The organism is Microbacterium sp. As-52, from assembly GCF_049949185.1.
Taxonomy (GTDB): Bacteria; Actinomycetota; Actinomycetes; order Actinomycetales; family Microbacteriaceae; genus Microbacterium; species Microbacterium maritypicum_A.
This window is the reverse complement of the sequence record NZ_CP188171.1, coordinates 2952173-2975512: the sequence shown is the minus strand read 5'-3', so window position 1 is coordinate 2975512 and position 23340 is coordinate 2952173. Positions and strand designations below refer to the sequence as shown.

Below are 23340 nucleotides of genomic sequence, written 5' to 3'. Positions count from 1 at the left end.
TGCCACCTGACATCTGCCACCTCATGTCGTCTCTGTCATGAAGGGCGCCCCTGCCGGACCACCGGAACTTCGGAACACCCGCACGGCCTGCGCCGTCTCAGGGCGGTGTGCACCGCCTCAGTGATTGTAAGCGCATACATTTTGCGATCGCAACCCCTTGACACGGGCGCGCCGACCATGGCCGCGCCGTTCAGACGGGGCGCTGAGAGCTCTCGCGCAGCAGGATCTGGAGGGGCAGCCGGGCGACCACCGGGTCGGCTTCCGCGTTCTCCAGCCGCCGGGCGAGCACCTGAACGGCCGCCCGGCCGAGGTCGATCATCGGCTGACGGATCGTGGTCAGCGGAGGCTGCGACAGCGCGGCGGCCTCGATCCCGTCGAAGCCCGTCACCAGGACGTCGTCCGGCACGCGGATACCGGCGCCTCGGAGCACGTCGAGCGCTCCGAGCGCCATCTGATCGTTCGCGGCGATCAGCGCGGCCGGCACCCCCGCGGCGAGAAGCTCCTCGGCCGCGCGGCGCCCCGATGCGCGGGTGAAGTCGCCGCGCAGCACGGTCACGTCGTCGAGCCCACCACCGGCAGCCGTCACGGCGGCCGCGAACCCCTCCCAGCGCTGCAGGCCGTCCGGCGAATCCGCGGGCCCCGCGAGGAACGCGAGCCGCCCGTCTCCCACCTGCGCCAGCACGTGCCTGGTCAGCTCACCCATCGCCTCGGCGTTGCTCACCGTGACGTGGTCGTAGTGATCGCCGCGGGGAGGACCCGAGAGCACCACCACGGGGATGCGCCGCGCCAGCCGGGCCAGCACGTCGTCCGGCACGCTGCTCGCGAGGACCATGAGCCCGTCCACACGGCCCGCCATGTCGCGCACGGTGGAGCGGTCAGGGTCGTCCCGCCCGACGCCGACCATCAGCACGAAACCCTGCTTCCAGGCCTCCAGCTCCGCACCGCGCAGCACCTCGTCGAGGAACAGCATCGAGGTGTGCCGGCCGTCGGATTCCACCTCGTCGCGGACGATCGCGAACGGCGGTGCGTCGGCGTCGGCGGCGGAGAGCGCGTCGAGGGGCGGAGCATCCTCGGCGGCGTCGAACCCCGGGAAGTACAGCCCGAGCACCCCGGTTCGACGCTCGGCGAGTCCGCGGGCGCTGCCGCTGGGCACGTACCCCAGCGCGGCGACGGCGTCGAGCACGCGCTCACGGGTGACCGGGCGCACCGCATCCGGCGAGCGCAGCACACGCGAGACCGTGGCGATCGAGACGCCGGCCCGATCGGCCACGTCGTACACGGTCGCCGCCTTGCTCACGGTCACGCTCCTCCGGAGCGGGCGGCGAGGGCGGCCTGATAGAGGTCGCGGGAGGAGAGACCCGTGAGGCCGGCGACCTCGGAGGCGGCGTCCTTCAACCGGATGCCGTCGGCGACGAGCTTCTGCACCTGCGCGAGAGCGTCTTCCGGGGAGGCATCGCGGTGCGCCGCCCCTTCGACCACGACGACGATCTCACCCTTCACGCCGTCCTCGGCCCAGGCGACGAGTTCCGATGCTGTGCCGCGGCGCACCTCCTCGTACAGTTTCGTCAGCTCTCGGCACACCGCGATCCGCCGGTCGTCGCCGAATGCCGCCCCCATGTCGGCGAGGGAGCTCGCGAGGCGGGCGGGCGATTCGAAGAAGACCATGGTGCGGGGTTCGGCCGCCAGCGCGCGCAGAGTCGAACGCCGCTCCCCCGGCTTGCGCGGCAGGAACCCCTCGAACGTGAAGCGGTCGGTGGGCAGGCCCGAGATCGCGAGTGCCATCAGCACCGCGCTCGGCCCGGGGATCGCGGTCACCGTGACGCCCTGAGCGACCGCTTCGGCGACCAGCCCGTAGCCGGGGTCGCTCACGGTGGGCATCCCGGCATCGCTCATCACCACGATGTCGGTCTCGGCCGCGAGAGCCGCCAGCTCGGCGGCCTTCTGCTTCTCGTTGTGGTCGTGCAGGGCGATCAGGCGCGGGCGGTTCTCGATCTGCAGGGCCTTCAGCAGACGTTGCGTGGTGCGGGTGTCTTCGGCCACGACGACCTCGGCGTTCTCCAAGACCTCCACGAGACGGCGCGACGCGTCGCCGAGATTTCCGATCGGAGTGGCGGCGAGGATGATCACCCGCCCAGCTTAGGCGGGCCGGATGCAGCCGGCCGAGAAGGCCGGTTGTCTAGGCTGGAGCGGTGACCGCGCCCGTGCCCCTGCTTCCCGCTCCCGATGAGCGGTTGACGCGCTACGGGCGACTGCGTGACCGCCTGCTCAACGCCCCAGACTGGGGACGCGCGATCCGGTGGCTCGCACCCCTCGTCATCACCGCGATCGCTGCCCTCCTCCGGCTGATCAACGTCGCCCATCCGCATCAGCTCGCTTTCGACGAGACGTACTACGTCAAAGACGCCTGGTCGCTGTGGACGCTCGGCTACGAGGGCACCTGGGGCGAGAACGCCAACGACGCCTTCGTCACGCTGCAGCAGCTGCCGCTGTCCGAACAGGGCGCGTTCATCGTGCATCCGCCGCTCGGCAAGTGGCTCATCGCGCTCGGCATGGCGATCGGCGGGCCGGACAACAGCGCCGGCTGGCGACTCGCGACCGCGGTGCTCGGCAGCGCCTCGGTGCTCCTGGTCTACCTGATCGCGCGACGGCTCAGCGGTTCCGTGATCGTCGCGAGCGTGGCCGGGACGCTGCTCGCGATCGACGGTCTCAGCATCGTGATGAGTCGCATCGCCCTGCTCGACGGCATCCTGACGTTCTTCGTCCTGCTGGGTGTGCTCTTCGTGATCATCGACCGGCAGCGGACGATCCCCGTGCTCGAGAAGCGCGATCCCGACACCCCGGATCCGTTCTGGGGTCCGGTGCTCTGGCGTCGTCCGTGGCTGATCGCCGCGGGAGCCGCCCTCGGCGCGGCGTCGGCCGTGAAGTGGTCGGGGCTGTACGTGCTGGCGGGCTTCGGCCTGTACGTCGTCGTCACGGATGCGCTCGCCCGCCGTCGCGCGGGAGTGGTGCTGTGGCCGACCGCGGCCGCGTTCCGACAGGGGCCGGTCTCGTTCGTGCTGCTCGTCTTCCCCGCCCTGGCGGTGTACCTGATCAGCTGGACCGGCTGGCTGGTGACGGCAGGGGGCTATGACCGCCAGAGCGACCCGAACCCGCTGATCGCGCTGTGGAAGTACCACGAGTCGATGCTCGGCTTCCACGTCGGCCTCACTCGCGGCCACCCCTACGCGAGTCCCGCCTGGGAGTGGCCGTTCCTGCTGCGCCCCACGGCGGTCTGGGTCGACTCCGACCCCGCGGGCTGCGGGACGGATCACTGCATCGGCGTGATCTCGGCGATCCCGAATCCGCTCATCTGGTACGCGGGCGTGGCCGCAGCGATCTACCTGCTCTACCGCCTGGTGCGCGGCTGGATCACCCGGCAGCCCGTCGGCCCGGAGCTGAGCATCCCCCTGGTCGGCCTCGCCGTCACCTACGTGCCGTGGCTGATGTTCCCCGACCGCACGATCTTCCAGTTCTACACCGTCGTGATGATGCCGTTCCTCGTGCTCGCGCTGGCGATGACGCTGCGGATCATCGCCGGGCGACGCGAGGATCCGCTGCACCGCCGGCAGTCCGGCGAGCGCACCGTGATGATCTTCCTCGCGTTCGTGGTGCTCGTGTCGGCGTTCTTCCTTCCCCTGTGGACGGGGATGAGCGTGCCATACGAGTTCTGGCTGGTGCACAACTGGCTGCCCGGCTGGGTGTGAGCCCGCCCGACGCACCACGGCGTCCCTCAGACCGCGAGTGACTCCACGATCTCGTCGAGCGTGCGCCCGAACGCGAAGCGGTACCAGTCCAGGGCGTCCTCGCCGGAGAGCTGAGCGACGTGACCGTCCTCGCCGCTGAACGACCATCGCGAGGTGCCTGGGGGCCAGGACGCCATGGTCTCCGGCTGCGGAACCTCCGTCGACGCGGATGGCGGCAACGGAGGAAGGCCGTGCGCCTGCCGTCCACGCGCCCCCACAGCCGTCGCGAGCCAGAGCTCGGCGAAGGCGCGGGGACGCAGCGACGCGATCGGTGCGGGGGTCTCCCCGCGGTAGACGACCGTCATGGAGTCGGAGCGCCCGACGACCCATCGCTCCCCCGCGGCGAGGAACCGACAGCGCGCGTCGGAGTGCAGGTCGATCGTCGCGCCGAGCCGCGCGAGCGCGCCGACGGCCGCTGCGGAGAGCAGCTTCTCCGGAACCTCCCGCTCGCGGCGGCGCTGTTCCGCCTCCAGGCGCTCGGCCGCGAGCGGCGCGTACTCCACGCTCAGGGCATCCCGATTCGCCGCAGCGCCCGCCGCCAGTCGCCCGTGCAGCCACTGCGGATCGAGCTGCAGGAAGTAGCGGAAGACGACCGGGATCGGGGACGCCGACCCTCGCAGTCGGCGGTTCCTGACCAGCAGACGCACACCGTGGTCCACCGACCACACCGCCGACACGGTGCCGTCGACGACGGCGACCCACGACCATCCGCGGTTCTCGATCTCCGGATGCGTCGCCTCGAGCAGATCTGCCAGGCGCATGCCGCCCGGAAACGACAGGCGGCGCGCATGGGAGGACATGTCGTCGCCCATCGCGACGCTGTCACGGTCGAGGTCCACGAGCACAGGAGCGGCGACCATGACGACGATGCTAGCGGGATCACCGTCGCCCTAGAGCACCTCGTCCGCGGCGACGTCCTCGACCAGCGGGAGCACACGGCCCGAGAGATGCGTGCGCATCGCGATCGACGAGGCGGTGCGCGCGACTCCCGGCACCAGGGCGACCCGATCGAGCACCTCCTGCAGCCGCGTGGCATCGCGCGCCACCAGCCGCAGCTGCATGTCGCTGGCCCCCGTGACGGTGTGCATGTCGACGATCTCGGGGACGGCATCCGCAAGAGCCGTGGCGACGTCGTCGTGCCCCACCTTCTGATCGATCTCGACCAGGCAGAACGCGACGACGCCGTAGCCGAAACCCGCCGGATCGATCCGCGGCACGATCGCCTCGATCACCCCGCCCTCGTGCAGGCGCGCGAGCCGGCTCGTCGCGGTGCCGCGCGCGATCCCGAGTCGCCGTGCGCACTCCAGGATCGGTAGCTGCGGCGACTCCGTGAGCAGGCGGATGAGCTGGGCGTCGAGGCGATCGATGCGCATCGCTACTCCCGTGGGACGCCGGGCCGGGCCACGCTCCTGGTCGCCCGGGCGACGAGGAGGAGGACGGCGGTGAGACCCAGCGTGAGCAGCAGCTGGATGCGCGCGGCCTCATCGATCATCGCGAGGGCGATCACCGCGGCGAGCAGCACCAGGCACAGCCACGACAGCCAGGGGAAGCCCCACATACGCATCGGCATCGCCTCGCCGGCACGATCCGCGCGACGGCGGAGGATGATCTGCGCCACCGCGGTGGCGGTCCAGATCACGAGCAGCGTCGAGCCGACCACGTTGAGCAGGGCGGGCAGCACCACGTCAGGGAAGGCCCAGTTGAGCCCGACCGTGACGAACCCGAACGCCACGGAGGCCAGCACGGCGACGAACGGCACGCCCTTGAGGCTCGTGCGGGTCGCGGCCAGCGGGGCGAGCCCGCGCTCCCCCAGCGAATACGCCATGCGCGAGGCGCCGTAGATGTTGGCGTTCATGGCCGACAGCAGCGCGATGATCACGATGAGGTCCATCACCAGACCGACGCCGGGCACGTTCAGCGTCTCGAGCACCGCCGAGAAGGGCCCCGCCTTCACGGCGGGGTCGTTCCAGGGCAGCACAGCCACGATCACGAAGATCGATCCGACGTAGAAGACGAGGATGCGCACGAGCACCTCCCGCACGATGCGGCGGATGTTGTGCGCGGGATCGTTCGACTCCGCGGCGGCGATCGCGACGACCTCGGTACCTCCGAACGCGAAGACGACGATCAGCAGGGCGCCGGCGATCCCGGCGATGCCGTTCGGTGCGAAGCCGCCGTTGTCGACCAGGTTCGCGATGCCGGTCGCCGGCACACCGGGGATCAGCCCGACGATCGCGCACACCCCCACCACGAGGAAGGCGATGATCGCCGCGACCTTGATTGCCGCGAACCAGAACTCGAAGCGGCCGTAGTTGCGCACCCCGAACAGATTCACCGCGGTGAGCGCGACGACGAAGATCAGCACCCACACCCAGGCCGGGATGCCCGGTGTCCAGTTGGCCACGATCGCACCGGCACCGGTCGCCTCCGCGGCGATCACCACGACCAGCTGGATCCAGTAGAGCCAGCCGACCGCGCTGCCGGCGCTGCGTCCCATCGCCTTCTGGGCATATGAGCTGAAAGCCCCGGAGCTGGGCCGGGCGGCGACCATCTCGGCCAGCATCGCCATCACGAGCACGACGATGCCGCCCGCGACCAGGTACGACACCAGCACGGCGGGCCCCGCGATGCTGATCGCCTGACCTGATCCGACGAACAGCCCGGCGCCGATCGCACCGCCCAGCCCCATCATCGAGATCTGGCGGCGGGTCAGGCCCGGGTGCAGACCCTTGGTGGTCGTGGTGGTCGGGGGGATCTCGGTCATGCGGTCATCGGTCATGCGCCGACCTCCACACGCTCAGCGGCACCGCGTTCCCGGGCGGCGCCTGCGAGCGCGGCCTCCACCCGGTCGATGTCCTCCACAGAGCCCGAGGAGATGCGGATGCCCTCCCCGGCGAAGGCGCGCGCGATCACGCCGCCCGCCTGCAGCAGGTGCTCGAGCTCCGCGGTGCGGTCGGCGGACGGCACCCACACGAAGTTCGCCTGGGACCGGACGGCGGGCCATCCGGCCGCCACGAGCACGGCATGGAGCCGGTCGCGCTGCACGACGACCTCGTCGATGCGTGTCGCGAGCTCGTCCTCGGCGTCCAGCGAGGCGAGCGCCGCGGTCTGCGCGAGGTCGGTCACGCCGAACGGCACGGCGACCTTGCGCTGGTTCTCGGCGACGGCGGCCGGGGCGATCGCATAGCCGATGCGCAGGCCCGCGAGGCCGTAGGCCTTGGAGAACGTGTGCAGCACCGCCACATGCGGGTGCCGCCGGAACAGCTCGATGCCGGCACCTCGATTCTCGGTGCGATCGAAGTGCACATAGGCCTCGTCGATCACCACGAGCACGTCGTGCGGCACCGCGGCGACGAAGCGCTCGAGCTCGTCGGCGCCGACCACGGTGCCCGTCGGGTTGTTCGGGTTGCACACGAAGATCAGGCGGGTGCGCGGGGTGATCGCCGCGAGCATCGCGTCGAGGTCGTGTCCGTGGTCTGCGTCGAGCGGCACCGGGACGGGCGTGGCACCCGCGATGCGAACCAGGGACGGGTACGCCTCGAACGACCGCCACGCGAAGACCACCTCGTCACCATCGCCGGCGACCGCGTGGATGAGCTGAGCGGCGATCTCGACCGACCCCGCACCGACCGTGACCTCCGACGGATCGACGCCGTAGCGGTCGGCCAGCCGTTCGCGCAGGGCGGCAGCGCTCATGTCCGGGTAGCGGTGGATGCCGTCGAGGCGGTCGCGCACGGCCGCGACGACCGAGGGCAGCGGCGGATGCGGGGACTCGTTCGAGGAGAGCTTCGAAGCACCGGCCGGGGCGGAGCGCCCCTGACGGTACGCGGGAACGGCGTCGAGTCCGGCGCGGGTGGGGAGGGGCATCGTCAGAGCGTCCTTGCTGTGATCCATGGGCGGCCCCCGAGCGGCACCGCCTGCTGTCGCGCAACAGTAGAACGGATCGCATCCACTGGGCAATCGGCGCACCGGAAGCTGCGCATCTCGCGCAACCGACCGCCACTCCTGGGGCGACGGTTAGTCAGATTGCACAGTCACGCTGTCGCGATCGCGGACGCCGCAAGCCGGAGCCCGATGCCCACAGCGACGAGGTCCTCCTCGTACGCCCCGTGTCGGCGGGCGCAGCGGGCCAGATCCACGTCGTGGCGGAACGCTCCGCCGCGTGTGATGTGCGGGTCGGCCGCCCAGTCCTCGACGGCAGGGACGTCATCGGGCGCGCCCGGATACGGCGCGTACAGGGTCGAGGTCCACTCGTCGACGTTGCCCGCCATGTCGAGCACCCCGAACGGACTGGCGCCCTCGGGGAACGCACCGACGGGTGTGGTGGTGCCGAGTCCCAGATCGAACAGGTTCGCCCGGCCCGTGACGTACTCGTCACCCCACGGGAACTCGCGGGTGTCGTCGCCGCGCGCCGCCCGCTCCCACTCGTCTTCGGTCGGCAGGCGGGCGTCCACGCCGAGCTGCGAGCCGATCCATGCGGCGTAGGCGGTGGCCTCGTCCCACGAGACCCCGACCACCGGATGCTCGTCGATCCCGGAGGTGGCGCGGGCGCCGGTCGCCTCCGCGTACGCCGCCCACTGCGCGACCGTCACCGGGGTGCGGGCGAGTCGGAACGCCGGGACGGCGACCGGCGTGCGCGGCGTCTCCTTCCGATACCAGGCGGGCGGAACACCGGTGGCGGCATACCGGACGGTGAGGGCATCGATCTGATCGAGCGGCGTTCCCCGCTGCAGTGTCCCCGCCGGGATGTCGACCCACTCGATGTGCTGCACGGTCATGCCCGTTCCTCCCTCGAAACCGGTTCGTTCCCAGCGTAGGAGCCCCCGGCGGGAGCGCGGGCCGACCGTCAGCGCCCGACCGACACCTCGGCGGGATCGCTCACCGGCAGTCGGCACACGAACGCCCGGCAGTCGTAGGCGCGTTCCGTCGTCGCATCCTTGCCCTGGAACAGGGCGAATCCCGCATCCGCGAACGATCGCGCCTGCTCGGCGCTGACCACGGCGACCACCTCGGCGTCCGCACCCCTCCCCGCCACGGCCAGGGCGCTGCCACGTGCCTCGGTGACCACGACGAGCTGGCGAGGTGGAACGGCGAGTCCTGCGGCCACCCGCAGCAGCGTGCCGTGGGCGAACGGCTGCTCCCGAGAGCGCTCGGCGAGCGCGCGCACCGTCGAGACGGTCGCTTCGCGATATCGCTCCCCCGCCCCCAGCCACCAGGCCGTCAGGGCGGCACCGGCGACGGCCGCCGCGTCTGAGGGCAGGTCGCCATCGGTCTGATCAGGCGACGTCGCGATGCCCTGGGCCGACAGGAGCGGGTCGTCACCGGCCGCCCCCTCGAGAGCCTCGTCGAGGACGACGCGCGCCTCGACCGCCCACCCCGCGTCGCCCGTCGCCAGGGCGAGCGCGAACAGACCGTCGGCGAGCAGCCCGAGGTCGGCGGCGGTCGCGACCGCGGCGGATGCCCGCCCGTCGAGGGAAGCACGTACCAGGGCACCGTCGGCATCCTGGTTGATCCGGAGCACCTGTTCCGCAGCGGAGACGGCCGCGTCGATCCAGCCCTGCTCCCCGAAGGCCGCCCCCGCCCGGGCGAGGGCGGCGATCGCGAGTCCGTTCCAACCGGTGATCACCTTCCCGTCGACGGCCGGCACCTCCAGACCCGTACGGTCGGCGAGGGCGCGAAGGTAGTACCCGCCCTCGTTGCGCACGCCGTCGATCGTCGACTCCGAGTCCTGCGCCGCACCGAATCCCCCGCCGTCGCGCTGGAGCACGTCGATCAGGAAGGAGGCGATGCCCCGCACGGTCTGCTCGTCTCCCGCGTCGCGCGCGATCTCGAGCAGCTGCGCGTTGTCGGTCAGCATCCGCTCGTAGTGCGGCACGGTCCAGTCACGCTGTGTCGCATAACGGAAGAATCCTCCATCGGCGTCGCGCAGGTCCGAACCCGCCATCGCCGCGAGCGCGCGTGCCGCCGCGGCCGCCGCCTCGGGCGCGCCTTCTCGCACGAGCGGATGCTGCAGGAATCGCAGCGTCGTGGCGACGGGGAACTTGGGCGCACCTCCGAAGCCGCCGAACTGCCGATCCTCGCGCTGCGCGATGGACGCGGCCGCCGCGGCGATCGCCACCATGTCCGGCAGGTCGGATGGTGTGGATTCCGCCGCCCGGGCGAGCGCGTCGGTCACGGCATCCGCCGACTCCTCCGCCTGCGCACGACGCAGCGTCCACGCCTCCCGCACCGCCGCGAGCACGTCGCGGAATGCGGGCATCGGCGGCCGGGCTTCCGGTGGCCAGTAGGTGCCGGCATAGAAGGTGCGCCCACGCGGTGTGGCGAACACGGTGAGCGGCCAGCCGAGGTTCTGCGTGAAGGCGGAGGCCGCGGCCATGTAGGCGCCGTCCACCTGCGGGTGCTCCTCACGGTCGACTTTGACGGCCACGAACCCGTCGTTGATGAGCGCGGCGGTGGCCGGGTCGGCGAACGACTCCCGAGCCATCACATGGCACCAGTGGCAGGTCGAGTAGCCGATCGAGATCAGGAGCGGCACATCCCGCCGCCGCGCCTCGTCGAATGCCTCCTCGCCCCACGGGTACCAGTCGACGGGGTTGTCGGCGTGCGCGCGGAGATACGGGCTGAGAGTGTCGGCGAGCCGATTGGTCATGCCTTCACGCTACGCCGCGCGGAGCGGGTGCGGTCAGCCGACGAGCAGCTCGATCGGACGCGATGCCGCATACCCCACCAGCGGAAGGGCGCGCTCGGCAGCCAACGCGATGCGGGCCTCGAGCACCTCGGAGGCGATCTCGTAGCCGTCGAAGTCGGTGTTGCTCGCGTAGACGCCGAGCGGAAGGGTGAGCGCCTGGAAGAACGCGAACAGCGGACGCAGCTGGTGCTCGATGATCAGCGCGTGCTTCTCGCCGCCACCGGTCGCGGCGAGCAGCACCGGCTTGCCCACCAGGTCGTACTGGCCGACGAAATCGAACAGGTGCTTGAAGAGCCCCGTGAACGACGCCCGGTAGACGGGGCTGCCCACGATCAGCAGGTCGGCCGATTCGATCGCCTGCAGCTGCGCCTCGACCTCCGGCGGCAGCTGATCGCGCTGCAGCGCGCCGGCCAGTCCCGGACCGATCTGCGTCAGTTCGATGAGCTGCGACTCGACCTCGGCGCGCTCGGCGATGGCGGCGGTGATCGCGCGGACGAGGGCGGTCGTCTTGCTGGGCTCGTGCAGGGATCCCGACACGGCGACGACGCGGAACGGAGCTGTCATGCCTCGACGGTACTCACGACGGCGCCCCGTGTCGCGCGATGCGACACGGGGCGTCATGTGAGCCCGAGGCTCCGTCCCACGGGAGCGGGGTCAGTTGACCTCGTCCGGGTGCGAGCCGACGCGGCCGGAGCCGTCGAGCGGGTCGAGGGCGTCGATCGCCGCGATCTCGGCGTCGGTCAGTTCGAAGCCGAACACGTCGAGGTTCTCACGCAGCCGCTCGGCGCGCACCGACTTCGGGAACACGATGATGCCCTTCTGCAGGTGCCAGCGGAGCACCGCCTGTGCCGGGGTGACGCCGTGCGCTGCGGCGGCATCTGCCACCGCCGGGATGCCGAAGAGGTCGTACTTGCCCTGGCCGAGAGGACCCCACGCCTCGATGCGGACGCCGTTCGCGTCGGCCCAGGCGACCTCTTCGCGGCGCTGGTACGCCGGGTGCAGCTCGATCTGGTTCACGGCCGGGACGACGCCGGTCTCCTTGACCGTGCGCTCCAGGTGCGGGACCAGGAAGTTCGAGACGCCGATGCTGCGGGTGAGACCCGCCTCGCGGAGCTCGATGAGCTTCGCGAACGCGTGCACATAGTCGTCCTTGGCCGGGGTCGGCCAGTGCACGAGGTAGAGGTCGACCTCGTCGAGTCCGAGCTTCTCGAGGCTCTCGCCGATGGCGGCGCGCGGCTCGTCGTCGTGGTGACGGTCGTTCCAGAGCTTCGTCGTGACGAACAGCTCGTCGCGCGGGATGCCGGAGGCGGCGATGGCGGCGCCGACGCCCTCTTCGTTGCCGTAGATGGCGGCGGTGTCGATGTGGCGGTAGCCGATCTCGAGCGCCTCGCTCACCGCCCGCTCGGTCTCTGCCGGCGGCACCTTGAAGACGCCGTAGCCGAGCTGTGGGATGGAGTTGCCGTCGTTCAGTTCGAGTGCAGGAATCGTCATGCCTCCAGCCTATGACCTGTGATGACAGGTCGGACCGGCCGGTGACGAAAGAAGTCAGTCGAGCCCGTCGAGCCCCTGCGACATGGCCTGGAAGGCCTCGACAGCGCGCTCCGCGGGACGAGCACCGTCGGGATCCGCCGCCCACTGCTCGAGACCGACGCGGATGGAGGCCGTCGCGACAGCGGCGAGCAGAGCCGCATCCCACACCGCGATCCCCCGCTCCCGGAGGATCGCTCGCAGTCGACGCTCGGAGTCGTCGTTGACGCGCAGCCAGACGTCGCGCATCGCCGTGTCGTCGTCGAGGCCCCGGAGCACGCCGAGCATCGTGTCGAGTTCGAGCCCCTCGGATGACCGCTCCCCTGACCCGTCCTCGGCGAGCTGGGCGTGGATCACGGCGGGGATCCGCTCCCGCAGCGAAAGCTCCCCCACCTGCGCGAATGCCTCCTGCCAGCGCTGGGCGCCGACGCTGAGGATGGGCGTGATCGCGTCTTCCTTCCGGGCGAAGTACCGGTAGAACGTACGCACCGAGACACCCGCGCGCGCCGCGATCCGCTCGGCGGTGACCCCCACCACGCTCTGCTCGGCGAACAGCGCGGCGGCGGCGGCCGCGATGTCCCGCTCGGTCGCGGCCCGGCGGCGTTCGGTGAGGGTCGAGGTCTCCACCGTCACAGCGTACGGGAATAGGCGAACGCCGCGGCAGGTTGGGTCTATGTGGCACGTTCTGCCATACAGGCATAGTCTGCCTACAACGGAACGTCGCCTCGCGACACCATCACCGCATCCACCACGACATTCACCACGAAAGGGAAGATCATGAACCGCTACGAAGGACGTCGGGCGCTCGTCACCGGCGGAGGGTCGGGCATCGGTCAGGCCACCGTGCTGCGTATGCTCCGCGAAGGCGGCAGCGTCGTCGCCGCCGACGTCAGCACCGCGGGTCTCGAAGACACGGTCGCCCAGGCCGGCGCACTCGCCGAACGCCTCACGACCGTCACGATGAACATCGCCGACGAAGCCTCCGTGGCTGCCGGCGTCGCCGAGGCCGTCGCTGCTCTGGGCGGACTCGACGTGCTCGTGAACGCCGCCGGAATCCTGCGCTCCTCGCACACCCACGAGACGACGCTCGACCAGTTCGAGCAGGTCATCCGGATCAACCTGGTCGGCACGTTCCTCGTGATCCGCGCGGCGATCCCCGCACTGCTCGACGGCTCGTCGTCCGCCGTGGTGAACTTCAGCTCGACCTCAGCCGGCTTCGCGCACCCCTACATGGCTGCCTACGCGGCCAGCAAGGGCGGCGTGCAGTCGATGACCCACGCGCTCGCCGCCGAATACGCGAAGAGCGGGATCCGCTTCACCGCGGTGCAGCCCGGGTCGATCTCGTCCGGCATGACCGACGGATCCGGCCGGAGCAACCAGAGCAACGGTCCGGGCCTGCCCGCCGACGCCGACATGAGCCTGTTCATGAAGCTCGCGCCCGCGATCGGTCAGGGTTTCGCCGGACCGGAGTCGGTCGCCGGCGTCGTGGCGATGCTCGCGAGCGAGGACGGTGCCTTCATCACCGGCACCGAGGTGCGCATCGACGGCGGCACGCACTTCTGAGAGACACCGGTGGGGGCACCCGATCCGGTGCCCCCACCCGCGCACTCGTTCCTGAGCTCACTCGCCCGAGCGGATGGCCTTGACCTCGTGCACCCGCACGATGTTCGTGCCGGTCGCGCTGCCGGCCCGATACGAGAACACCGACGGCGATCCCTCGCCCTGGAGCGTCGACGTCGTATCCGTCGCGGACACCTGCCACGCCGCCGGCTCGGGCTGGCCGTCGGCCCACACCTTGGCGCGGATGGTCGTCGACGGTGAACCCGACGTCTCCGTCGACAGGTGGAACATCGTCCCGGCACTCCAGGTCAGACCGGGGACCGCCGCGCTGGCGATCGCCGTCCCGTTGCGCTGGATCACCACCCAGACCGCCCCATCGGCGCGATGCCAGGCCAGGGCTCGGAACCCGCTGTCGCCGGCGCGACGAGAACCCGCACCGACGTACGCCGTGCCGGACTCCGGACCGGCCGAGAGCGTGTAGGACATCGTCGTGGCGGAATCCCGCACCGATGCATCGTCCAGCAGCATCTCGCGCGTCTGCCCTGCGGCGAGGTCGATCACCCCGGCACCCTCTGCCACGGAGAGCGCGGTCGACTTGCCCTGCATCGGCGTCCACAGACCACCGACATCAGCGGTGCCCCAGCCGGAATCGACCGCACGATCGAACCCGTCCGATGCCACGACGACATCGGCGACGACGGGGGCCGTGACCACGACCTGCTTCTCGCTCGATGCCGACAGTCCACGACTGTCCGTCACCGTCACGCGCACCGTGTAGGTTCCCGCTGCAGCGTATTCGTGCGTCGCGGTCGCGCCCGTGGCCGTCGAACCGTCGCCGAAGTCCCAGGCGTAAGCACCAATCGATGCTCCGCCGTCCGCGGACGAGCCCGACGCGTCGACCGCCACGCTCAGATCGGTCGACTGCGCCGTGAATGCCGCCGTCGGAGCCTTCATGCCCTTCCCCAGCTGGAAGTGCGACCGCACCTGATCCGCGTTCAACGCGAACGGGTACACCGCGGCCTCGTCCAGCGCACCCTTGAAGTAGTTCGACGAGGGAGCCGACGGCCAGCCCGCGAGGGCATCGCCGCCGATGCGGAGGTAGGCGGAGTCGGTCCTGGACGTCGTCACCGCGGGATCCGAGGCGACGAGCTCACCGTCGACGTAGAGTTTCATCCCCTCCGCGTTCTGCGAGACGACCGCGTGATGCCACGTTCCGTCGTTCAGCGCCTTGTCCCCTGCCACCGTGGCGCGCGTCTGACCGGCGAAGACGCCGAAGGTCAGAGTGCCGCTGTTCGTCATGTAGAGCTGTCGGTCGACGGTCGCGGAGCTTCCCGTCTTGGCGGCTCCGGAGCCGATGAGCATGCCGCCGGTCTTCGTGGTCGTCTGGAACCAGATCTCCGAGGAGAAATCCTTCGACACCGCCGCCTTGGCGTCGGACGAGACCCGGCCGGTCGTGGTGCCGTTGAAGGCGGTCGATCCCGTGCCGCTGTTCTCGATGCCGGCCGACGAGACCGTGGCGCCCGACCCGTTCACCGGGGTGTTAGCGCCCGCCCAATCCTTCGAGATGTTTCCCATCGGGTAGTACAGCGAGGGACCGTCCGCGAGGACCTTGGCCGTGTATGCCGAGACGGTCCCCGCGTTCGCCTTCGCGTTCACGCTCGCACTGGTCGCGGTGTTCCCGGCGGCGTCCTTCGCGACCACGGTGTAGCTCTGCGTCGCGCCCGACGTCGCCGTCGGGTCATCGAGCGTGACCGTCGCGCGCTTCCACCAGGTGCCGTCCGCAGTCGTGCTCGCCACAGGTTCAGCGGTTCCGGCTCGGTACAGCTCGTAGGTGAGGGTCAGGTCATCCCGATCCCAGTTCGTCTGGATCGTCACGCGAGCGCGCCCGGGGACGGGCGATGTGCCCGCCGTGGGCTTCCAGTCCGCAGCGGCGACACGGGGACCGTCCTTGGCGCCGCCAGGCGGGTTGGTGGAGAACCGGACCAGTCCCTCGAACTGACCGCCGTTGACGGATCGGAACTCGCCGCCGATCGAGATCATGTCGCCCGCGCCGGTGATGGACAGGCCCGCCTGGCCGAGTCCGGTGGTGGTGCCCACCGACCAGTCCGGTGCCCACTGGTAGGGCGACGGCGCAGGGGTTCCCGCCCAGTTGGCGTACCCCGAGTAGGTGTTCGCGGAGAGGGTGCCGCGCGCATCGGCCGTGTACGCCTCGGCGTACTGGTAGACCGCCGGGTTCTTCTGCGGCTGCAGGCCCATCGTGTTGCAGGAGTGCATGTGGCTCGTCGTGTAGACAACTTTGCCGGTCGAGTACACGCCGTAGTGATCGCCGTGGCAATCCGCGATCCAGCGCACCGCTCCGGTTCCCGCCTCTGCGGCGAACGTGCCCTCGAGGTTGCCCCCGCCGGCCCAGCTCCACCCGGTGCCGTAGACCGAGTTCGCGTCGGTGGCGAGGGCGAAGATACCGGAGTTGCTGCTGCTCCCGCTGTTCTTCACGACCTGGGAGATGCCCCAGGAGGTGTCCGCTGCACCGGTGGATTTGTCCACAGCGGCCGAGCCACGGAGACTGCTGCCGTTGACCGTCGAGAAGCGCCCTCCGACGATGACGTTCGTGCCGGCCGGATCCATCACCAGGGCATCGACCTGGCGGTCGGCCTGGGGAGCCCAGCTCAGCAGCGCACCGTTCTTCTGGTCGAAGGCGGCGAGGTTCTTCCGGGCGACGCCGTTGGCCTGAGTGAACAGACCCCCGAGGTAGATGTTCGATCCGTCGGTGGTGATCGCGTACACGCCACTGCCGCCGATCGACGGCGCGAACTGCGGGACCAGCTCGCCGGTCTTCGCATCGAGCGCCGCGAAGTTCCACCGGTCCTTGCCGTTCACACTGTTGAAGGATCCGCCGATGTAGATGCGCGTGCCGTCGGGCGATGCCGCGACGGCCTTGATCACGCCGTTGACCTTCGGGGCGAACGACGACAGCGCGCCGGAGACGATGTCGTACGCCAGCACGTTCGAGCGTGCGGTGAGGGCCGTGCCGGGCGCGGCCTTCGGCTCACGCGCGTTGTCGAACTTGCCGACCGCGTACACGGTGGTGCCGATCGTGGTCTGCGCCCACACGTATCCGTTGTCGATCTGGACGGTCGGAATCGGATCCGACGTCACCACGTTCTCGTCGCGCTGCAGCTGCGGCGGCGTCGTCGGCGGCACGTCGGCTGCAGCGGCCGCCGTCGCTCCCACACCGGACAGACCCGCGATCAGCAGGCCGGCCGTCAGCATTGATGCGACGGCACCGCGTGCCCGTCGCCCGAAACTCGTGTTCCCCACCGTGACTCCCCAGTCGATGCCGTTCCGAACGCGCAGGCGTCATCCCCCGCGCACTCGACGACATCGAGACGGCGAATGGATCGCCGCAACGCGGTGGTGTGAACTCCCCAGTTCGAAACTCCCCAGTCCGACCCGAGATCGGGGTCGGTCGCGGACGCCAGAAAGCGTCGCCGTTCCACGCTAGCACATCGTCTTCTCGGCCCTCGTCGTGGTCGGCGACGTGGTCGGCCCTATGGTCGGCGACGTGGTCGGCATCGACGGAGTCAGCTCCGGGGCACCGACGCCATCGCCGTCGCTCCCCGACCGACCAGGCGTTCGAGCGGTCCGCGGCCGAAGAACATCGACCAGAGCGTGGTCAGCAGGAGCAGACCGATCGCGGTCGCGGCCCAGAACGTGTTGCTGGTGAAGAACGACCCCGGTCCACCGACCAGCATGATCGAGAGCACATGCGCGCTGTATGCCGAGAGCGGCATGGAACCGAGCGCACCCAGCGGGAGCAGCGCCCAGCGCAGAGGTGTGCTCAGCAGCAGGCACAGGGCGATGACGACGAGGGCGAACCCGCCGGAACCGAGGATCTCGGCCGTACCTCCACTGTGCGGATCGACGGCGAAGACCGCCGTGAGCACGGCACGGAGCGGGTCGGTCTCGGCGAACGCCTGCGGGTAGGCCTCCCACCCGGTGGGAGCCGTGCCCATGTCGACGAAGCCGGGGTCGACGATCGAGCTGCCCGACGAGACCTCCGTCCCCGATGAGCCGCTCCCGACGTCGCCGGCGAGACCGGCGGCGTGGCCGACCCCGCCCAGACCGTACCCGACCACCACGAGCGCGAATCCGACGCCGAGCGCGACCGCCGCGGTGCGCATCCGCTCGACGCGCAGGCGTCCGAGGGCCATGCCGGCCAGCACCAGTGACATCCAGACCGTGATGGGGTACGTGCCGTACAGCACGAACCCGATGCCGGAACCGTAGGGGTTCAGCATCACCGCGTTCAGGAACGCGAGCAGCGCCGGACCGAGGAGTGCGAGCACCGCCGCCCCCGTCAGCAGCTGCCAGGGCCTCCAGCGCAGGAACGGGATGACCGCGACGTAGAGCAGACCGTAGAGCGTGAGGATCACGGCGATCGGGGTGTTCAACATCTCGAGGGCCAGCCCGATCACGAAGATCACCGCGCCCCGGCCGATGAGGTTCAGGCGGATGCCGGGGATGCGCTCACGTTCGGGCAGCGCGCTGCGTCCCGTCATGAGGGCGATCGAGATGCCCGCGAGCACCGCGAACAGGATCGACGAGCGTCCATGCACCAGGTCGGTCCACGTCGACGGGTCGAACCAGTCGAACGGCTCGGTCTCGCCGATGTGCGCTCCGGCCATGCCGAGGATCGCCAGTCCTCGGGCGACGTCGAGCCCGAGGATGCGCGGAGGTCGTCCGAACTCGTGGAACCACCGGACGGGGGCGAGAGCAGTGATCACCCCCTGATCGTAGAGGCCGGCTTCGGTGCGTGGAGGACCGATCCCGGCATACGATGGAGGGCTATGTCTTCCCCCGTGATCTCCTTTCCCCCGGAGCTGCCGGTCAGTGCCGCCAGGGCTGAGATCGCCGACGCCATCCGCGACCACCAGGTCGTGATCGTCGCCGGTGCGACCGGATCGGGAAAGACCACCCAGCTGCCGAAGATCGCCCTGGAACTCGGTCGGGAGCGCATCGCCCACACGCAACCGCGACGCCTCGCCGCCCGCACGATCGCCGAGCGCGTCGCCGAAGAGCTCCACGTCGAGCTGGGCACGCTCGTCGGATACAAGGTGCGGTTCACCGACAAGGTGTCGGACGTCACGCGCATCGCCCTGATGACCGACGGCATCCTGCTCAACGAGATCCACCGCGACCGGCTGCTCACGCGCTACGACACGATCATCATCGACGAGGCGCACGAGCGCTCCCTCAACGTCGACTTCCTGCTCGGCTACCTCGCCCGCATCCTCCCGGAGCGCCCCGACCTGAAGGTGATCATCACCTCGGCGACGATCGATCCGGAGAGCTTCGCGAAGCACTTCGCCGCGCCGGATGGCACCCCGGCGCCGATCATCGAGGTCTCCGGACGCACGTATCCGGTGGAGATCCGCTACCGCGGGCCGGTCGAGGATACGGACGAGCAGGACGCGCCGTCCGAGCCGGAGGACGAGGTCTCGGCGATCGTCACGGCCCTGCGCGAGCTCGACCGCGAAGCACCGGGCGATGTGCTCGTCTTCCTCCCCGGCGAGGCCGAGATCCGCGACGCCGCCGATGCCGTGCGCGGCGCCTACGCGAACGACCGCGCCCCCACCGAGGTGCTGCCCCTGTTCGGACGCCTCTCCGCCGCCGACCAGCATCGGGTGTTCGAGCGCAGCCGGGTGGCCGGTGTGCGCCGCCGGGTGATCCTCGCCACGAACGTCGCCGAGACCAGCCTCACGGTTCCCGGCATCAAGTACGTCATCGACACCGGCACCGCCCGCATCTCCCGGTACAGCAACCGCTCCAAGGTGCAGCGCCTGCCCATCGAGGCCGTCTCCCAGGCGTCGGCGAATCAGCGTTCCGGCCGTGCGGGCCGCACCAGCGACGGCATCGCGATCCGCCTCTACTCGGAGGAGGACTACGACAAGCGCCCGGAGTACACCGAGCCCGAGATCCTGCGCACCTCGCTGGCCTCGGTCATCCTGCAGATGCTGTCGCTCGGATTCGGCGACATCACGGCGTTCCCCTTCCTCACCCCGCCCGACTCCCGGGGTGTGAAGGCCGCGTTCGACCTGCTCACCGAGCTCGGCGCGGTCGAGCCGTCCCGCCGCGACGGCGCTCCGCACCTCACCCGCACGGGTCGCGACATCTCGCGCATGCCGATCGATCCCCGGTTCGCACGCATGTTGATCGAGGCCGGGAAGGCGGACTCCGGCGGCACCGTGACGCGTGACGTGCTCGCGATCGTCTCGGGCATGACCATCCAGGACGTGCGGGAGCGGCCGGAGGAGCGCCGGGACGAGGCCGACCGCCTGCACGCGCGTTTCGTCGACCCGACCAGTGACTTCCTCACCCTGCTGAACCTCTGGAACCACCTGCGTGAGCAGCAGCGCGAGCTCGGCTCGAGCGCGTTCCGCCGCCTGTGCCGTTCCGAGCACCTCAACTACGTGCGGGTGCGCGAGTGGTTCGACGTGCATCGCCAGCTGCGCACGCTGGTGAAGACGCCCGACCGCCCCCGCGACGACCGGAGAGCGGGCGACGACGGCGGCACCAGCGATCCTGATGCCATCCACCGTGCACTGCTGTCGGGCCTGCTCTCGCAGATCGGCATCCTCGACGAGCGCACCGCCCCCGCAGGCAAGGCGCACTCCCCTGCGAAGGAACCGAAAGGCCGTCGCATCGCCGAGTACCGCGGGGCGCGCGGCATCCGCTTCTCGATCTTCCCCGGCTCCGGTCTGCGCAAGAAGAGTCCGCGGGCGGTGATCGCCGCCGAGATCGTCGAGACCTCCCGCACGTTCGCCCGCACGGTCGCCGCGATCGACCCCGCCTGGGCCGAGCCCCTCGCCGGTGACCTCGCCAAGCGTCAGGTCACCGAGCCGCACTGGTCGAAGGATGCCGGTGCGGCGGTCGCCTTCGAGAAGGTGACCCTGTTCGGCCTCGAGATCATCCCCCGTCGGCGCGTGCAGTTCGCCCGCATCGACCGCGCCGCTTCACGCGAGCTGTTCGTGCGGCACGCTCTCGTCGAGGGCGAGTGGGATCCGACACGGATCGACAAGCGGGTGAGCGCGTTCTGGCGCAGCAACGCCGAACTGCGCAAGCGCCTCGAGAAGCTCGAGGAGCGCGAGCGTCGCCGCGACATCCTCGCCGGCGACGAAGCCGTGTTCCGCTTCTACGACGAGCGCATCCCCGCCGAGGTGTTCGACGTGCGGTCGTTCGAGAGCTGGTGGCGAGAGGCCATGGCGACGACACCGAAGCTGCTCGTGATGCGCGAGAGCGACCTGATCGACGACGAGGAGCGTGCGGATCAGCGCGAGTTCCCGACCCGGTGGGCCCAGGGCGACCAGGTGCTCGGCCTCGCGTATCGGTTCGAGCCGGGCGCCGACGACGACGGCGTGAGCGTGGTCGTGCCGCTGCCGCTCCTCGCGCAGATCGAGGACCGCGGCTTCGACTGGCAGGTTCCCGGCCTGCGTGCCGAGCTGGTGACGGGCCTGCTGCGCGCCCTCCCCAAGGCGATCCGTCGCCACGTGGTTCCCGCCGCCGACTGGGCCGAGAAGTTCGGTGCCGAGCTCGTCGAGGAGGGGCCGGAGTCGCACGGCGGCCTGCCTCCGCGCACGCTCAAGGAGGCGCTCGCCCGCCGCATCCAGCCCCTCGCGAACCAGCTGGTCTCCGCCGCCGACTTCGACGACGAGCGCGTGCCCCCGCACCTGCGCATGAACTTCCGCGCCGTCGACGAACGCGGCAGGATCGTCGGCTCCGGACGCGACCTGCGGGCGCTGCAGACCCAGCTCTCGGACCGCGCCCGCAGCAGCGTCGCCCGCTCGATCGCAGCTCCTCCCCGCTCCGGGGGGACGGGAGCGAGACGCGGCACCGAACGCGGGGGGATCGAACGCATCGCGTCCGCGCCCCTCGAGCAGACCGGCCTCACGGCGTGGACGTTCGGAGAACTGCCCGAGGTGCTCGACACCCGCGTCGCCGGCGGCGTCGTGCGGGGGTACCCGGCCATCGTCGACCAGGGCAAGAGCGTGTCGGTGCGCGTCGAATCGACCCCGGATGCCGCGGCGGCCGCCACCCGCGAGGGCGTGCTGCGCCTCGTTCTTCTGGGTGTGCCCTCGCCCTCCTCGTACGTGCAGGAGCACCTGACGAGCCAGGAGAAGCTCGCTCTCGCCGCCTCGCCCTATCCGTCGGCCGCCGCCCTCATCGAGGACTCGCGTGCGGCGGTCGCCCGCACAGTCATCGAAGGCATCGTGCCGGATGGCATCGTGCGCGACGAGGCGGGTTTCGCCCGCGTGCGCGACGCGGTCTCCGCCGTCCTCGTCGACGAACTGTTCGCCTGCGTCTCCCTGGTCGCACGCATCCTCACGAAGTCACGCGACGTGGAGCGCGGCATCAAGTCGCAGAACTCGCTCGCCCTGCTCGGCCCGCTGAACGACATCCGCACCCAGTTGAGCGGACTGCTGCACCCCGGGTTCGTCTCCACCGCCGGTGTCGACCGCCTCGCGCACTTCCCCCGGTACCTGGAGGGGATGCTCGACCGGTTGAAGACCCTGTCCAGCGAGCCCGGCAAGGACCGTGCACGCATGACCGAGTACGAGCGGATGGCGAAGGCCTTCGAAGACGCCGGTGGCACGATCCCGCTCGCGGCCGACGCCTCGCCGGCGCTCGTCGAGGCGCGCTGGCTGCTCGAGGAGTACCGCGTGAGCGTGTTCGCGCAGCGTCTGGGCACCGCGCAGCCGGTGTCGCCGCAGCGCATCATGAAGGTGCTGTCCGGGCGCTGATCCGTGACCGCCACTGTCGGCGCAGGTAGCCTGAATGCATGGCTCGCGCGATCGTGTACACCGAAATCGGCTCCCCCGCTGTCCTGCATCTGATCGAGATCCCCGACCCCGTGGCGGGCCGCGGCGAGGTCGTCGTCCGCATCGAGGCGGCGGGGGCGAACCCGATCGATGCGAAGCTGCGCGGCGGCAAGCGCCCGTCGCCGCCGATCACCGAACCGCGTCCGGTCGGCTTCGACGGTGCCGGTGTCGTCGAAGCGCTCGGCGAAGGCGTCGACGACTTCGCGGTCGGCGACCGGGTGGCGATCCGCGATGGGCACGGCACCTACGCTTCGGCGCTCGCCGTCCCGGCCGAGAACCTCGCGAAGCTCCCCGACTCGGTCACCACCGCAGAGGGCGCCGGCATCGGCATCCCCGCCGGAACCGCCTACCAGGCGCTGCGCTCGCTCGGGGTGGCTGAGGGCGACGTGCTGCTCGTGCACGGCGGCTCCGGAGCCGTCGGGCAGGCAGCCGTGCAGTTCGCCGTCGCCTGGGGTGCGGCCGTGATCGCGACCGGGAGCCCCGCCCGCCACGATCAGCTGCGCGAGCTGGGCGCGATCCCGGTGGCGTACGGCGACGGCCTGCTCGAGCGGGTCCGCGAGGCGGCTCCCTCCGCCGTCACAGTGGTACTCGACTGCGCGGGAACCGACGAGGCGATCGAGACCTCGCTCGCCCTGGTGTCCGACCGCGACCGCATCGCGACGATCGTGCGGGGGCCGGATGCCGCATCCTTCGGCATCCGTGCCTTCTCCGGTGGATCGCCGGTGCCGCTGACCGACCAGGAACTCGCCTGGCGTGCCGAGGCCCTCGCCGAGACGATCGCCCTCCTGGACACCGGCGACTTCACGATCGAGCTCGGACCGCAGCTGCCGCTCGCCGAAGCGGCGCAGGCCCATGAGCTCATGGAATCCGGCGCCGCCTCGGGCAAGATCATCCTGCTGCCATAGCG

Annotated in this window: 17 protein-coding genes; 4 read left to right on the top strand and 13 right to left on the bottom strand. The window is 70.5% G+C overall.

The window, feature by feature from the left end:
* Positions 1-190 precede the first annotated feature (190 nt).
* A complete protein-coding gene (locus ACLFA2_RS14455; RefSeq protein ID WP_297556303.1) occupies positions 191-1303 on the bottom strand; it encodes a LacI family DNA-binding transcriptional regulator in 1113 nt (370 codons plus the stop codon).
* Positions 1300-2127, bottom strand: coding sequence for a 16S rRNA (cytidine(1402)-2'-O)-methyltransferase (gene rsmI / locus ACLFA2_RS14450; RefSeq protein ID WP_292766550.1), 828 nt, complete (start codon positions 2125-2127; stop codon positions 1300-1302). Before rsmI ends, ACLFA2_RS14455 begins: the two co-directional genes overlap by 4 nt.
* Before the next feature lie 62 nt (positions 2128-2189).
* Between rsmI and ACLFA2_RS14445 the strand changes: the two genes are divergently transcribed.
* Positions 2190-3743: a dolichyl-phosphate-mannose--protein mannosyltransferase gene (locus ACLFA2_RS14445; protein WP_029259606.1), complete on the top strand. Its 1554-nt coding sequence runs from the start codon at positions 2190-2192 to the stop codon at positions 3741-3743.
* Between the two features lie 26 nt (positions 3744-3769).
* On the opposite strand, the gene ACLFA2_RS14440 is transcribed toward ACLFA2_RS14445, so the two are convergent.
* The 9 genes from ACLFA2_RS14440 to ACLFA2_RS14400 all read right to left on the bottom strand — a co-directional run bounded on the left by ACLFA2_RS14440 (position 3770) and on the right by ACLFA2_RS14400 (position 12624).
* On the bottom strand, positions 3770-4642 hold the full coding sequence (locus tag ACLFA2_RS14440) for a hypothetical protein (RefSeq protein ID WP_426621531.1): 873 nt from the start codon (positions 4640-4642) through the stop codon (positions 3770-3772).
* A 30-nt stretch (positions 4643-4672) separates the two neighbouring features.
* Entirely contained in the window at positions 4673-5155 is a 483-nt protein-coding gene (locus tag ACLFA2_RS14435; protein ID WP_426621530.1) for an Lrp/AsnC family transcriptional regulator, read from the bottom strand.
* Positions 5156-5157: 2 nt separating this feature from the next.
* Positions 5158-6546 carry an amino acid permease gene (locus tag ACLFA2_RS14430; protein ID WP_231494457.1) on the bottom strand — a complete coding sequence of 463 codons (1389 nt, stop codon included), beginning with the start codon at positions 6544-6546 and terminating at the stop codon, positions 5158-5160.
* A gap of 11 nt (positions 6547-6557) precedes the next feature.
* Positions 6558-7676: a histidinol-phosphate transaminase gene (gene hisC / locus ACLFA2_RS14425; protein WP_426621529.1), complete on the bottom strand. Its 1119-nt coding sequence runs from the start codon at positions 7674-7676 to the stop codon at positions 6558-6560.
* 140 nt (positions 7677-7816) lie between these two features.
* Entirely contained in the window at positions 7817-8560 is a 744-nt protein-coding gene (locus ACLFA2_RS14420) for a formylglycine-generating enzyme family protein (protein ID WP_426621528.1), read from the bottom strand.
* A gap of 68 nt (positions 8561-8628) precedes the next feature.
* Complete coding sequence (locus ACLFA2_RS14415) at positions 8629-10431, bottom strand: thioredoxin domain-containing protein (protein WP_426621527.1); 1803 nt, start codon at positions 10429-10431, stop codon at positions 8629-8631.
* Positions 10432-10464: 33 nt separating this feature from the next.
* Positions 10465-11034: an FMN reductase gene (gene msuE, locus ACLFA2_RS14410; protein WP_029259601.1), complete on the bottom strand. Its 570-nt coding sequence runs from the start codon at positions 11032-11034 to the stop codon at positions 10465-10467.
* Positions 11035-11124: 90 nt separating this feature from the next.
* A complete protein-coding gene (locus ACLFA2_RS14405; RefSeq protein WP_029267081.1) occupies positions 11125-11961 on the bottom strand; it encodes an aldo/keto reductase in 837 nt (278 codons plus the stop codon).
* A 54-nt stretch (positions 11962-12015) separates the two neighbouring features.
* Positions 12016-12624, bottom strand: coding sequence for a TetR/AcrR family transcriptional regulator (locus ACLFA2_RS14400; protein ID WP_426621526.1), 609 nt, complete (start codon positions 12622-12624; stop codon positions 12016-12018).
* 150 nt (positions 12625-12774) lie between these two features.
* Here ACLFA2_RS14400 and ACLFA2_RS14395 point away from each other — a divergent pair, with 150 nt between their 5' ends.
* Entirely contained in the window at positions 12775-13560 is a 786-nt protein-coding gene (locus ACLFA2_RS14395) for an SDR family oxidoreductase (RefSeq protein WP_315071255.1), read from the top strand.
* A gap of 57 nt (positions 13561-13617) precedes the next feature.
* Here ACLFA2_RS14395 and ACLFA2_RS14390 read toward each other — a convergent pair whose 3' ends face one another.
* Both ACLFA2_RS14390 and ACLFA2_RS14385 read right to left on the bottom strand, forming a co-directional pair.
* On the bottom strand, positions 13618-16827 hold the full coding sequence (locus ACLFA2_RS14390; RefSeq protein ID WP_426621525.1) for a LamG-like jellyroll fold domain-containing protein: 3210 nt from the start codon (positions 16825-16827) through the stop codon (positions 13618-13620).
* A 311-nt stretch (positions 16828-17138) separates the two neighbouring features.
* Positions 17139-18341 (bottom strand): heparan-alpha-glucosaminide N-acetyltransferase domain-containing protein, encoded by a 1203-nt coding sequence (locus ACLFA2_RS14385; RefSeq protein ID WP_426621524.1) that lies wholly within the window; start codon positions 18339-18341, stop codon positions 17139-17141.
* A gap of 63 nt (positions 18342-18404) precedes the next feature.
* Between ACLFA2_RS14385 and hrpA the strand changes: the two genes are divergently transcribed.
* Positions 18405-22355, top strand: coding sequence for an ATP-dependent RNA helicase HrpA (hrpA, locus tag ACLFA2_RS14380; protein WP_426621523.1), 3951 nt, complete (start codon positions 18405-18407; stop codon positions 22353-22355).
* A gap of 38 nt (positions 22356-22393) precedes the next feature.
* Positions 22394-23338, top strand: a complete 945-nt coding sequence (locus tag ACLFA2_RS14375) for a quinone oxidoreductase family protein (protein ID WP_426621522.1) — start codon at positions 22394-22396, stop codon at positions 23336-23338.
* Positions 23339-23340 lie beyond the last annotated feature (2 nt).